The organism is Nonomuraea sp. SYSU D8015, from assembly GCF_008065375.1.
Lineage (GTDB): Bacteria > Actinomycetota > Actinomycetes > Streptosporangiales > Streptosporangiaceae > Nonomuraea.
On sequence record NZ_VJYI01000001.1, the window covers coordinates 778,117 to 790,526 of the forward strand.

Here is a 12,410-nt window from a genome sequence, read left to right on the forward strand (position 1 = left end):
CGTTGAGCGCAATTGTGATCAACCGGTTGCAGCAGGTGTTCCTCCGCTGGTCGGGAAAGCGGTTGCCGCCCCGTCGGACAGGACGCGGCGGGCGATTTCGGTGAGCAGCTCGCGGGGCACCTCCACCGCGGTCTCGCCGTCGAGGACGTCGCGGAGGTCCGCGAGCGCCTCCGGGTCGGTGACTTGGAGGCCTTGTACGACGATGGTGCCGCGGTCGGTCTCGTACAGGGTGGGACAGGCGCCCGCCTCCGAGGTGGAGCCGAGGAACCGCATGCGCATGACGATCCTTCCCCGAAAACACAAAGTGCAATTGCGCGCAATTGTACGCTTCTCTGAGAAGTATATGATCGTTTTTCCTGAAGATCCCGAAAATCGTGATATCCGGTCAGCCCAGAACGCCGTCCATGAACTCCCGCGCCCGCTCGAACAGCCCCAGCGTCGTCGCGTGCAGCAGGTCGCCGATGTCCTTGGGCGCCTTGCCGGCGAACGCCCGGGCGTGCGTGCCCTCCAGCACGATGCCGAGCTTGAAGCAGGCCATCACCGCGTACCAGTCGACGGCCGACATGTCGCGCTCGGACAGTGCCGCGTAGTACGCGACGAGCTCCTGCGGCGCCGGCAACCCCGGCACGTGCCCGTCGTTGGACGGCCAGGTGGCCAGCAGCCAGCCCAGGTCGAGCAGCGGGTCGCCGATCGTGCACATCTCCCAGTCCACGATCGCGGCCACGCGCGGGCCGTCGCAGGCGAACATGAGGTTCGCGAAGTGGTAGTCGCCGTGCATGATCCCCGGGGTGAAGGACGCCGGCAGGTGGCTCGTGAGCCAGTCCGCGGTCTCGCGCAGGCCGGGGATGTCGGGGCCGGGGTAGCCGTCGAGGGCGGCGTAGGAGTCGAGCTCCTTGAGCCAGCGCGGCACCTGCCGCTCCAGGAACCCCTCCGGCCGCCCGAAGCCCGGCAGCACCGCCGGATCGACCCGCCCCAGCTCCGCCAGCGCCGCGGCGGCCTCGAACCCCATCCGGTGCCTGATCGCCGGGTCCGAGGCGTGCGGCTCGGGCAGCCCCGTGGAGGGGTTGAACCCGTCCACCGGCTCCATCAGGTAGAAGACCGGCTCCTGTGCGGTCTGCGCGGCCACCAGCACCGGCACGGGCACGGCGGTGTCGCGCAGCGCCGCCAGCACCCGCGCCTCGCGGCGCAGCACCTCGTTGCTCTTCTGGCGGGCGTGCAGGGGCGGACGGCGCAGGATGTACGGGCGGCCGCCGCGCTCCAGGCGGACCATGACGTTCTGCGTGCCGCCCAGGACCGGCGCCACACCCGTGATCGGCCCGCCCGGCAGCCCCTCGGCGTCCATCCAGACGCCGAGCGCGTCGAGGTCGATGGCGTTGACGTCGATGTGCGTGGAGGTCATGTACCGCCCTTCGACAGAATGAAATTCTGGCCGCGACCCTACGAGAGCGCCGCCGACACGGTCAACCGAGCGCCTGCATGAACGGCAGGAACTGGCGGGCCCGATCCCCGGGCAGGCCGCCGCCCCGCACCATGCGCGTGACCCGCCACGCCTCGGTGATGCCGTGCTCGCCCGCCCACCTGATCATCGACTCGTGCGCGAGGTCGAAGTCCATCCGCACCTCACCGTCCACCTCCCGCGCCAGGTCGCCGATCAGCGCCCGCGCGGTCTCCTCGTCCCGTGCCACGACGGGGCCGATGACGGTGTTGTCGTCGTTGCGCCAGCAGTGACCGAAGCCGCCGTCGGCGATCCTGACCTGCTCGCCGAACGTGAACATCCGCCGCAGCGCCGCGGACCGGTCCGTGCCGAACAGTTCGGCGTCGAGCGCCAGGATGGCGTCGAGGTCGTCCGGGGTCGCGCGGCGGGTCCGCCCCGAGGGCTCGCCCGTGAAGACGCCCCCGTGCTTGGCGGCCACGCCGACGGCGCGGAAACCGAGCCGCTCGTAGAGCGGGCGGCCGTACTCGGTGGCGTAGAGCGAGACGGTCCGGGCGCCCGCCCGCTCCAGCACGTGCTCCATGAGCCGGCGGCCCAGGCCCCGCCGCTCGAACCTGGCGGCCGTGAGGACCATGCTGATCACCGCGTGGTCGTCGCCGTAGCAGGTCAGGACGTTCGTCGCGGCCAGGCCGTCGCCGTCCGGCGCGTCGATCCCGTACGGCTCCCCGATCTCGAGCAGCAGGCGCCATTTGTGACGCTCGGGGAGCCAGCCGCGATCCTTGGCCAGGCGGGCGCAGTCGTCCAGGTCGTCAGTGGTGAGACGGCGAGGGGTCATAGGCGACATCTTTCTCCAAAGGGGATGCCGACCTCAAAGTGATTACCGGTGAGAGGATCGCTCGATGGAGTACGTTGCGGCCATCGACGTCGGCGGGACCACCATGAAAGGCGGACTCGTCGCCCGTGACGGCACGATCCTCCGCCGAGAACGCCGTCCCACGCCCCGCGCCGAAGGGCCCGACCGGGTGATCGCCGCCATATCCGCGTTCGTCTCCGACCTGTGCCGGGCGGGGCCGGTGGCCGTGGGGCTGGCGGTGCCGGGGCTCGTCACGGACACCCACGCCGTCTACTCGGCGGCCTTCGGGTGGCGTGACGTGCCGGTCTCCGCGTTCGCGGACGTGGACCTGCCCGTGGCGCTGGGACACGACGTGCGCGCGGCGGGGGAGGCCGAGCTCGCCTACGGAGCGGGTGGCCGGGACGTGCTGTTCGTCCCGATCGGCACCGGCATCGCGGGCGCGGTCGTCCTGTCCGGCTCCCTGTACGGCGGTGCGGCGGGCTGGGCCGGGCAGATCGGGCACATCCCGGTCCGGCCGGACGGCCTGCCGTGTGGGTGCGGGCAACGGGGCTGCCTGGCGGCCTACGCCTCGGCCGGGGCCGTCGCGGCCCGGTGCGGCGAGACCTCCGCCGAGCCCGTCGTCCGCAGGGTCATGGAAGGGGACGAGGCGGCGGTCGCGGTGTGGGCGGAGGCGGTCGAGGCGCTCGCGCTGGCGCTGGCCACGTACACGCTGCTGCTCGACCCGGCGCTGATCGTCATCGGCGGCGGGTTGTCCCTGGCGGGCGACGCCCTCCTCGATCCGCTGCGTGCCCGGCTGCGGGAGCGCCTCGCCTTCCGCCCCGCCCCCGCCGTACGGGCCTCCCGGCTCGGCACGAACGCCGGGCTGCTGGGGGCGGGGCTGCTGGGATGGCGGGCACAGGAGGTCACAGGGAGTCCACACCGTCCGGGAGCAGCGCCGCGGGGATGTCCGTGACCCGGGCGCGCAGCTCCTCGCCCAACGCCTTGGCCTGCGGGTCCATGCGCGGGCTCGCCGCGACGCCCCTGCCGAGCAGGCCGTGGACGACGAAGTTGAGCGCCTTGATGTTGGGCAGCTCGTAGCGGTCGATCCGGTACGCCGCCAGGTCCGGGAGCAGCTCCTTGAGCCTGGCGACCGTCAGGTGGCCCGCCAGCCAGTCGTAGCGGCCGGCGGTGTCGGCCCAGACGCCCAGGTTCGCGTTGCCGCCTTTGTCGCCCGAGCGGGCCCCGGCGACGCGCCCCAGCGGCGCCCGCACCGTCGGCCCGCCGTCCCCGGCCGCCCGCCGCCTCTCTCCCCGGCCCGGCGGAGGGAGCGAGCCAGATGCCCTCGGCGCGGGCGGGGGTTCGATGCCGAAGGTGAGCTCGTTGCCGTCCATGAACACCCGCGGGCGGACCTCGTCGGCCGGGACGAGCACCGGCCAGTACACGCCGTACGGCGAGGCGTCGCCCGGCGGCGTGAGCCCGTAGAAGCCCGGATAGCTGGACAGACCGGTTTCCACCACCGCCGCGGAGAAGGCCCGGCCGACCTTGTCCCTGTTGGCGTCCATGACCGTGATCCGCAGCAGCCCGGCCTCCGTGAGCGCCACGTCGACCTGGTCGAACGACTCGCGCGGGATCCGCGCCCAGATCGCCTCCTCCGCCACGCGCGCCTTCGCCGCGACGTCCAGGCCCGTCAGCACGAGCGTCATCGTGTTCCGGTAACCGCCCAGGTAGTTGACGGCGACCTTGAGCGTGCCGGGCGGCGGCTCGCCCCGGACGCCCGACACCAGCACCCGATCCGGCCCGTCCTCCGTCAACGTGATCGTGTCGAACCTGGCCACCACGTCGGGCCCCGGATAGCGCGGGCCGGCGATCTCGTACACGAGCTGCGCGGTCACCGTGCCGACCGTGACCATGCCGCCCGTGCCGGGATGCTTGGTGATCACTGCCGACCCGTCGGCCCGCAGCTCGGCGATGGGGAAGCCGCAGTGCGCCAGGTCCGGCACGTCCTGGAAGAAGGCGTAGTTGCCGCCGGTGGCCTGGCAGCCGCACTCGATGACGTGCCCGGCGACGACCGAGCCCGCCAGCGCGTCGAGGTCGTCGGGACCCCAGCCGTACCTCCACATGCCCGGCCCCGTCACCAGCGCCGCGTCCGTCACCCTGCCGGTCACCACGACGTCCGCGCCCGCCGACAGCGCCGCCGCGATGGGGCGGCCGCCCAGGTAGGCGTTGGCGGTCAGCGGGGTCGCCGCCAGTTTCTCGCCGGTGTCGGCGTTGACCAGGTCGAGCGGCTGGCCGGTGAGGTCGTCGCCGATGACGTGGGCGACCGCGGGGGACAGGCCCAGCCGGGTGGCCAGCTCGCGCACGGCCGCGGCGCAGCCGGCCGGGTCCAGGCCGCCGGCGTTCGAGACGATCTTGATGCCCTTGTCGAGACAGGTGCCGAGCACGTCCTCCAGCTGCCGCAGGAACGTCGGCGCGTAGCCGGGGCGGCCCTTGAGGCGGTTGCCGGCCAGGATGAGCATGGTGAGCTCGGCCAGCCAGTCACCGGTGAGCACGTCGATGGGGCCGCCCTCGACCATCTCGCGGGCCGCCGAGAGCCGGTCGCCGTAGAAGCCGCTGCAGTTGGCGATCCTGAGCGTCATCGCGACGCCCACTTCGGCGGGCGCTTCTCCCAGAACGCCGCGATGCCCTCCTGCCCCTCCTCCGAGGTGAACCGCTGCTCGGACAGCTCCGTCATCTGGCGCAGCCCTTCCTCGAACGACAGCCGCGGCACCTCCCTGAGCAGCCGCTTCGTGATCGCCAGCGCCTCCGGGCCGCCCTTGATCAGCATCTCGGTGTAACGTGCGACCGTCGCGTCCAGCTCGTCCTCCGGCACGGCCCGCGACAGCAGCCCGATCTCGGACGCCCTGGCGGCGTCGAAGACCTCACCGGTCAGGAAGTATTCGGCCGCGGCGCGGGGATCGAGCCTCCTGAGCACCGGCACCGAGATCATGGCGGGCACGACGCCGAGGCGTACCTCCGTGAACGCGAACGACGCCGTCAGCGGCGCGATCGCGAAGTCGCAGGACGCCACCAGCCCCAGTCCGCCCGCCCGCGCGGTGCCGTTGAGGCGGCAGACGACGGGCTTCGGGCTCTCCCAGAGCATTGTGAAGATCTCCGGCAGCGACTCCGTCACCGGCGCGCCCGCCGCCCGCTGCTCCTTCAGGTCGGCGCCCGAGCAGAACACGGCGCCGGTGGCGGTCAGCACGATCACTCTGGCGTCCGCCTGGGCCAGCGCCCACCTCAGCCGGTCCTCCAGCTCGGCGAGCAGGCGTACGGACAGGGCGTTGCGGTTGTGCGGCGAGTCCAACGTGACGGTGGCGACGCCGTCCGTCAGGTCCTGGTGCACGAGGCTCGTCATCGGTCCCCCTCCTCAATGATCGCCAGTACGGCGCCCGCCTCCACCTGCTGCCCCTTCTCGACGTGCACACCCCTGACCACGCCGTCGGCCGGGGCGGCGATCCGATGCTCCATCTTCATCGCCTCCAGCACCAGCACCGACTGGCCCTTCTCCACCCGGTCGCCGGCCTCCACCTCGACCCGCAGGACGCTGCCCGGCATGGGGGCCAGCAGTGAGCCGGGGGCGACGTGCTCGGCGGGCTCGGGCAGGCGCGGCAGCGGGGTCAGCTCCGTGTGCCCGTCGGCGTGGTCGACGTAGACGGGGCCGTCCTCGTCGTACCGGGCGATGGCGAAGGTGTGGCGTACGCCGTCGCGCTCCAGGACCACCTTGTCCGGCTCCGCGCTGATCGTCGTCACGCCGTCGGGCAGCGGGTCGTAGACGATCTCCGCCTCCTTGAAGTGCGCGCGGCGGGGCTCGGAGCGGACGTTGCGCCAGCCGCTCGGCAGGCCGGCCAGCACCGGCGCGCGGCGGCGGTTGGCGGCGGCCACGGCCAGGGCGGCGGCCAGCGTGCTCAGCTCGTCGGGCCGCTCCTCGCCGTGGTCCGGCTGGACGGGGCCGTCCGGGCCGAGGAAGCCGGTGTGGGTGTCACCGGCGCCAAAGGCTGGATTTGTCAGGATTTTCAGCAACAAATCGCGATTTGTCGTGAGGCCGTGCAGCCGTGCGCCCCGCAACGCCGCGACCAGCTTCCGCACCGCCTCCGCCCGGCACGACCCGTACGCGATGACCTTGGCCAGCATCGCGTCGTAGTACGGCGAGACCACCGATCCGGACTCCACCCCCGCATCCACCCGCACATTCCCGGTGACCTCGAACCGCCGCAACACCCCCGACTGCGGGAGATAGCCAGCGTCCTCCGCATAGAGCCGCACCTCCATCGCGTGCCCGGACGGTGGCGGAGGAACCGGTGGCAACGCGGATCCTTCTGCCACCTCCAGCTGCAACCGGACGAGATCGACCCCATAGACCAGTTCGGTGACCGGATGCTCGACCTGGAGCCGGGTGTTCATCTCCAGGAACGCCACCCGATCGCCCTTGACCAGGAACTCGACCGTCCCGGCACCGACATAGCCGATCTTCCGCGCGGCCCTGATCGCCGCCTCGCAGAGCCGCGCGCGCAGCTCTGCCGAGGTCCCGGGAGAGGGGCACTCCTCGACGACCTTCTGGTGCCGCCGCTGGACGCTGCACTCGCGCTCGCCCAGCGCCCACACGGTCCCGTGCGCGTCGGCCAGCACCTGCACCTCGACGTGTCTGGCCCGCTCCAGCAGCGGCTCGGCGAACACGGCCGGATCACCGAACGCCGCCTCCGCCTCCCGCCGCGCCGAGGCGACCTCCCTGGCCAGCTCCCCGACCTCGCGCACGATCCGCATGCCCCGCCCGCCGCCCCCAGCGGACGCCTTCACCAGGAGCGGGAACTCCCCGGGCGATGCCACGTCGAACGAGGGCAGCACCGGCACCCCGGCCTCCGCCATCAGCCGCTTCGCCGCGATCTTGGAGCCCATGGCCTCGATGGCCGCGGGCGGCGGGCCCACCCAGGTCAGCCCCGCGGCCAGCACCGCCCGCGCGAACGCGGCGTTCTCCGACAGGAAGCCGTAGCCGGGATGTACCGCGTCCGCCCCGGAGGTCCGGCAGGCCGCGATCACGGCGTCGACGGCCAGATAGGTCTCGGCGGGATGGGCGCCGCGCAGCCGTACGGCGAGATCGGCCTCGGTCACGTGTGGCGCGTCCGCGTCGGGGTCGGAGAAGACGGCGACCGTCGAGATGCCGAGCGACCTGCAGGTGCGGAAGACGCGGCGGGCGATCTCGCCCCGGTTCGCGACGAGCAGGCGGGTGATCACGGCCGGAACACCCCGAACCCCGCGGGCTCCGGCGCCGGCGCGCTGTTGATCGCCGACAGGCACATGCCCAGGACGGTACGCGTGTCGCGCGGATCGATCACCCCGTCGTCGTAGAGCCGCCCTGACAGGAAGAACGGCAGGGACTCGGACTCGATCTGGGCCTCCACCATGGCACGCATCGCCGCGTCTGCCTCCTCGTCGTACACCTGCCCCTTGGCCTGCGCCGACGCCCGCCCCACCAGGGACAGCACGCCGGCCAGCTGCGCGGGGCCCATCACCGCGGACTTGGCGCTCGGCCAGCTGAACAGGAAGCGCGGGTCGTAGGCCCGCCCGCACATGCCGTAGTTGCCGGCGCCGTAGGAGGCGCCCATGACGATCGTCAGGTGCGGCACGGTCGAGTTGGAGACCGCGTTGATCATCATGGCGCCGTGCTTGATGATGCCGCCCTGCTCGTAGTCCTTGCCGACCATGTAGCCGGTCGTGTTCTGCAGGAAGAGCAGCGGGGTGCGCGACTGGTTCGCGAGCTGGATGAACTGGGTCGCCTTCTGCGACTCCTCGCTGAACAGCACGCCGCGGGCGTTCGCCAGCACGCCCACCGGATAGCCGTGGACGCGTGCCCATCCGGTCACCAGCGAGGCTCCGTAGAGCGGCTTGAACTCCTCGAACTCGCTCCCGTCCACCACCCTGGCGATCACTTCGCGCGGGTCGAACGGCACCTTGAGGTCTTCCGGCACGATGCCGAGCAGCTCGTCCGCCGGATATCTCGGCTCTTGCGAGGGCTGCGGAATGACGCCGAGCTTGCGCCAGTTGAGGGACCTGATGATGCGCCGCCCGATCCTGAGCGCGTCGTGCTCGTCCTGGGCGAGGTAGTCGGCCAGGCCGCTGACCCGCGCGTGCATCTCGGCGCCGCCCAGCGACTCGTCGTCCGACTCCTCCCCGGTCGCCATCTTGACCAGCGGCGGGCCGCCCAGGAACACCTTGGCGCGCTCCCGGACCATCACCACGTAGTCGCACATGCCGGGCACGTACGCGCCGCCTGCCGTGGAGTTGCCGAAGACGAGTGCGACGGAGGGGATTCCGGCTGCCGACAATCTGGTCAGGTCCCGAAATATCCGCCCACCCGGGATGAAGATCTCCTTCTGCGTGGGGAGGTCCGCGCCGCCGCTCTCGACCAGGTTGACGTACGGGAGGCGGTTCTGGAACGCGATGTCGGCCGCCCGGAGCGACTTCTTCAACGTCCACGGATTGGACGCGCCCCCGCGCACCGTGGGGTCGTTGGCCGTGATCACGCACTCGACCCCCTCGATGACGCCGATCCCCGCCACCATCCCGGCCCCCACCTGGAACTCGGTGCCCCAGCCGGCGAGCGGTGAGAGCTCGAGGAACGGCGAGTCGGGGTCGACGAGCAGCTCGATGCGCTCCCTGGCGAGCAGCTTGCCGCGCCGGCGATGCCGCTCGACGTATTTCTCCCCGCCCCCGGCGACGGCTTTGGCGTGCTCGGCGTCGAGCTCGGCGACCTTGGCCAGCATCGCCTCGCGTCGGCTGCGGTATTCGTCACCGGCTGGGTCGAGCCTGCTCCTGATCATTGGCCACCCTCCGTACTTGACGCCGGCGTCAATCCGATGGCCTGGGCCCACAGCCGGGTGAGGTGGTCGACGGCCACGTCCTCGTCGGCCTGCTCCCCGAGATCCAGCCAGACATGGGCGAAATGCTCCACCATTCCGCCGAGCATGACGGCCGTGAGCCTGGGGTCCAGCGACGCGTCCGCCAACCCCTGCTCCTGCAGCCGCCGCACCCCCTCCGCGCCGCGCCGCACGAACACCTCGCGCAGCTCCAGCAGCAGCCGCCCGAACCTGTCGTCGCCGATGGCCGCCTGCTCCAGCATGCGCATCAGCCGCGAGTTGGCCGCCCATGCGCGCAGGTAGAGCCGGTTGGCCGCCTCGATGCGCGCGTACGGGTCGCCGGAGGCCGCGTCGCCGACGACGCTGGCCGCGAACATCTCCCCGACCACCGCCTGCGCCACCTCGCCGAACAGCGCCTCCTTGGACCCGAAGTACGTGTAGAACGAGCCATGGGAGACCCCGGCCCGCCGGCACACGTCGTCGATCCGCACGGCGTCATATCCGTGCTCCTCGAACGCCTCCCGCCCGGCCTGCAGCAACGCGGCCCGCGTCCGCCTGCCCCGGGCCGTCAGCACCTGAGATCTGACGATCACGTCAACTACGGTAGCCGTCAGGTCGCCGGTGGGGAAGGGGCAGCGGTCGCGGGCCGATGGATGGCACGGGCTTACTTGCAGTGGCTCCAGCCGGACTTCCAGGTCGTGCGACCCCAGGAACCACCCCAGATGACGCACTTCTTGGCGGCCGGCAGGCGGACCGGGCCCGCGTAGGAGGTGAACATGCCCGGGTTGCTGCCGCTGGAGCCGCCCTTGACCTGGAGAATCGCGTTCATCTGAACCTTGTTCGGATGAACGAAGCGCGACATCGTGACTACGCAGTTCTTGCCTGCGCCGGAGTTGTACAGGAGGTACACAGTGGCGTTGAAGCTCAGGGCATGGGAGGCGATGATCTTGTAGCCCGCGCCGCAGACCGAGGTCGGCTTGTACGGGTTGGGCTTTGAGGCAACGGTGGGCACCGGCTTCTGGGTCGGCTTGGGAGCGCTGGACACTGTTGACGACGGCTCCGGGTTGTCCGGTAGCGTCGCCGACGGCTGCGTATCCGGCTCGACGATGTTGTCGTCCTGCTTCTTCTTCGTCCTAGTCGGAGTCGGGTCGGGCCGCTTCGTCGTCGTCTGGGGGCGCGGCTGGCTGGTCTCGACCGGTGTGGTCGGAAGCTGGGCGACCGGCTGCTCGGACGGTTTCTTCGGCCGCTTGGTCTTCTTGTCGATGGTCAGCGTGGGGACCGGCTGCACGCTGTCCGTGGGCACGGCGGGGTCGGGGGTCGGCTGGAGCGAGGGCGGCTCGCCGGGCTGGCCGGCGCCCGAGCCGTCACCCGGAGTGGTCTGGGTCGAGTCGCCCACGGCCACCACCGGGATCTTCTTGCTGTTCGCCTGCACCACCACGGCGCCGGCGACCACGAGCAGGGCCGCGGCGGCGACTCCGGACAGGGCGAGGGTCATGGTGCGGCGCTGCCTCGCGGGCGCGCCGTCACCCGGCCGCGAAGAACCTCCGGGGCCGCCGCCCGGTGCGGCGGGTCCTCCCGGTCCTCCCGGTCCTCCCGGCCGAGCGGGCCCGCCCGGGGTGCCGGGTCCGCCGTGGCCTGAGCCTCCACCGGGCGTGCCGTGTCCTCCGGGCGTGCCGGCTCCTGCGTGGGCACCCGGCGCTCCGGGAGCGCCGCCCTGGAACGGGCCGCCTGCGGGCATGCCGGGGCCTTGGGAGGGCATGCCTGAGGCGGCGGCTTGGGGGCCGCTCTGAAGGCCGCCGCCATGCGGCGCGGCACCGTGAGGGCCGTTCCCGGGCATGGCGCCCTGCGGGCTGCCGGCCGCCCCTGCCGCGCTCTGCGGGCCGCCGGCCGCCCCTGCTGCGCCCTGTGGACTGCCGATCGTCCCGGGTGCGCCGTGCGGGCTTCCGACCGCCCCGGGTGCGCCGTGCGGGCCGCCGAGCGTCCCGGGCTGAGGGCCAGAGGGATTCCCCGCCAGAGGGCCGAGCTGTGGGCCGCCGGGAGTGCCCGGCTGTGGGCCGCTGTGGGGCGAGTTACCCGCCGGCCCACCTCCCATGGGGGAGGCGCCCTGGCCGGGGCCGGAGTGTGCGGCGGCGGGGCGGCCGTAGGGGCCGGTCTGCGGAGGGGCTGTGGGCTGTGGGCCGGTCGGCTGTGTCCAGGGGCCAGGGTAGGTGTCCTGGCCCGCCGGAGAGGTGCCTGCCTGGCCCGTCGAAGAGGTGCCTGCCGTCACCGGCTCGATGGCGGCCTTCGGGGCCGGTTGGCCGGTGAGGCGGACGATGAGGTCGTCGGCGGTCGGGCGTTGCGCCGGGTCCTTGGAGAGGCAGGCGGCCACCAGCTCGCCCAGCTCCCCGTCCATCCCCCCGAGCTCCGGCTCCTCGTTCAGGATCCGGTTCATCACCACGGGAATGGAGTCCGCGCCGAACGCGGGCTTCCCGGTGGCGGCGAACACCATGGTGACGCCCCAGGCGAACACGTCGGCCGCCTCCGACACCGGCGCGCCGCTGAGCTGCTCGGGAGCCAGGTACGACGGCGTCCCCATGGCCATCCCCGTGGCTGTGGCGCCGGGCGAGTCCAGGGCGCGGGCGATGCCGAAGTCGATCACGACGGGCCCCTCGGGGCCCATGAGCACGTTGGCGGGCTTGAAGTCGCGGTGCAGGATCCCCGCGCGGTGGATGGCGGCGAGCGCGGTGGCCGTGCTGATCGCGAGCCGTTCAAGTGCCGCGCCCCGCCGCGGCCCCTCGTTGATGACGAGTTCACGCAGGGAGGGGCCGGGGACGTACTCGCTCACGATGTACGGCCGGCTGCCCTCCAGATCGGCGTGGAGCACGGGAGCGGTGCAGAACCGGGCCACCCGCTGCGCCACCGCCACCTCGCGCAGGAACCGGGTCCTGGCGTCGTTGTCCGCCACCAGGGCGTGGTGCAGCAGCTTGACCGCGACCTGCTCCCCGGAGTCACTCCTGCCCAGATAGACAACGCCCTGGCCGCCCTCGCCGAGCCGGGCGACGATGTCGTACGCCCCCAGCCGTCGCGGGTCGTCCGCCGCCAACGGCTGGAACTGATTCACGTCGGACCCCCATTACAACCCCAATAGATGAGGCAAAACGCTACCAGCGTGACAGTTGAGACGTCTGCCGGACGTATCAGAAGTTTCGTCTTCTGACGTGGCGAGTCAGCGTTTCGTCGCAGGTAGTGTGCGCAGCGACGACCAAGGTCACGGCTT

The 12,410-nt window shown here is 72.0% G+C and carries 10 protein-coding genes; 1 reads left to right on the forward strand and 9 read right to left on the reverse strand.

What is annotated here, in order from left to right:
* Positions 1 to 18: 18 nt before the first annotated feature.
* The 3 genes from ID574_RS05730 to ID574_RS05740 all read right to left on the reverse strand — a co-directional run bounded on the left by ID574_RS05730 (position 19) and on the right by ID574_RS05740 (position 2,267).
* Complete coding sequence (locus tag ID574_RS05730) at positions 19 to 279, reverse strand: hypothetical protein (protein WP_188187669.1); 261 nt, start codon at positions 277 to 279, stop codon at positions 19 to 21.
* A gap of 106 nt (positions 280 to 385) precedes the next feature.
* Entirely contained in the window at positions 386 to 1,399 is a 1,014-nt protein-coding gene (locus ID574_RS05735; RefSeq protein ID WP_188187670.1) for a phosphotransferase family protein, read from the reverse strand.
* 61 nt (positions 1,400 to 1,460) lie between these two features.
* A complete protein-coding gene (locus tag ID574_RS05740; RefSeq protein ID WP_188187671.1) occupies positions 1,461 to 2,267 on the reverse strand; it encodes a GNAT family N-acetyltransferase in 807 nt (268 codons plus the stop codon).
* Between the two features lie 64 nt (positions 2,268 to 2,331).
* On the opposite strand from ID574_RS05740, the gene ID574_RS05745 reads away from it, so the two are divergent.
* Positions 2,332 to 3,237: an ROK family protein gene (locus ID574_RS05745; RefSeq protein WP_188187672.1), complete on the forward strand. Its 906-nt coding sequence runs from the start codon at positions 2,332 to 2,334 to the stop codon at positions 3,235 to 3,237.
* Here the strand turns inward: ID574_RS05745 and ID574_RS05750 are convergent.
* The 6 genes from ID574_RS05750 to ID574_RS05775 form a co-directional block, all read right to left on the reverse strand.
* The gene (locus ID574_RS05750; RefSeq protein WP_188187673.1) at positions 3,188 to 4,900 is read right to left on the reverse strand and encodes an acyclic terpene utilization AtuA family protein; all 1,713 of its coding nucleotides are present in this window, start codon (positions 4,898 to 4,900) and stop codon (positions 3,188 to 3,190) included. The genes ID574_RS05745 and ID574_RS05750 overlap by 50 nt on opposite strands.
* Positions 4,897 to 5,658, reverse strand: coding sequence for an enoyl-CoA hydratase-related protein (locus tag ID574_RS05755; RefSeq protein ID WP_188187674.1), 762 nt, complete (start codon positions 5,656 to 5,658; stop codon positions 4,897 to 4,899). Before ID574_RS05755 ends, ID574_RS05750 begins: the two co-directional genes overlap by 4 nt.
* A complete protein-coding gene (locus ID574_RS05760; RefSeq protein WP_188187675.1) occupies positions 5,655 to 7,532 on the reverse strand; it encodes an ATP-binding protein in 1,878 nt (625 codons plus the stop codon). The genes ID574_RS05755 and ID574_RS05760 overlap by 4 nt, the downstream gene beginning before the upstream one ends.
* Positions 7,529 to 9,118 (reverse strand): acyl-CoA carboxylase subunit beta, encoded by a 1,590-nt coding sequence (locus ID574_RS05765; protein WP_188187676.1) that lies wholly within the window; start codon positions 9,116 to 9,118, stop codon positions 7,529 to 7,531. Before ID574_RS05765 ends, ID574_RS05760 begins: the two co-directional genes overlap by 4 nt.
* Entirely contained in the window at positions 9,115 to 9,747 is a 633-nt protein-coding gene (locus ID574_RS05770; RefSeq protein ID WP_223166383.1) for a TetR/AcrR family transcriptional regulator, read from the reverse strand. Before ID574_RS05770 ends, ID574_RS05765 begins: the two co-directional genes overlap by 4 nt.
* Positions 9,748 to 9,818: 71 nt before the next feature.
* Positions 9,819 to 12,254 (reverse strand): serine/threonine protein kinase, encoded by a 2,436-nt coding sequence (locus ID574_RS05775; RefSeq protein ID WP_188187677.1) that lies wholly within the window; start codon positions 12,252 to 12,254, stop codon positions 9,819 to 9,821.
* Positions 12,255 to 12,410 lie beyond the last annotated feature (156 nt).

What these genes read in the sequence shown, in the direction of transcription:
- ID574_RS05765 (WP_188187676.1), bottom strand. Translation starts at nt 9,118, where the DNA reads ATGATCAGGAGCAGGCTCGACCCAGCCGGTGACGAATACCGCAGCCGA.
- ID574_RS05730 (WP_188187669.1), bottom strand. Translation starts at nt 279, where the DNA reads ATGCGCATGCGGTTCCTCGGCTCCACCTCGGAGGCGGGCGCCTGTCCC.
- ID574_RS05755 (WP_188187674.1), bottom strand. Translation starts at nt 5,658, where the DNA reads ATGACGAGCCTCGTGCACCAGGACCTGACGGACGGCGTCGCCACCGTC.
- ID574_RS05740 (WP_188187671.1), bottom strand. Translation starts at nt 2,267, where the DNA reads ATGACCCCTCGCCGTCTCACCACTGACGACCTGGACGACTGCGCCCGC.
- ID574_RS05750 (WP_188187673.1), bottom strand. Translation starts at nt 4,900, where the DNA reads ATGACGCTCAGGATCGCCAACTGCAGCGGCTTCTACGGCGACCGGCTC.
- ID574_RS05745 (WP_188187672.1), top strand. Translation starts at nt 2,332, where the DNA reads ATGGAGTACGTTGCGGCCATCGACGTCGGCGGGACCACCATGAAAGGC.
- ID574_RS05735 (WP_188187670.1), bottom strand. Translation starts at nt 1,399, where the DNA reads ATGACCTCCACGCACATCGACGTCAACGCCATCGACCTCGACGCGCTC.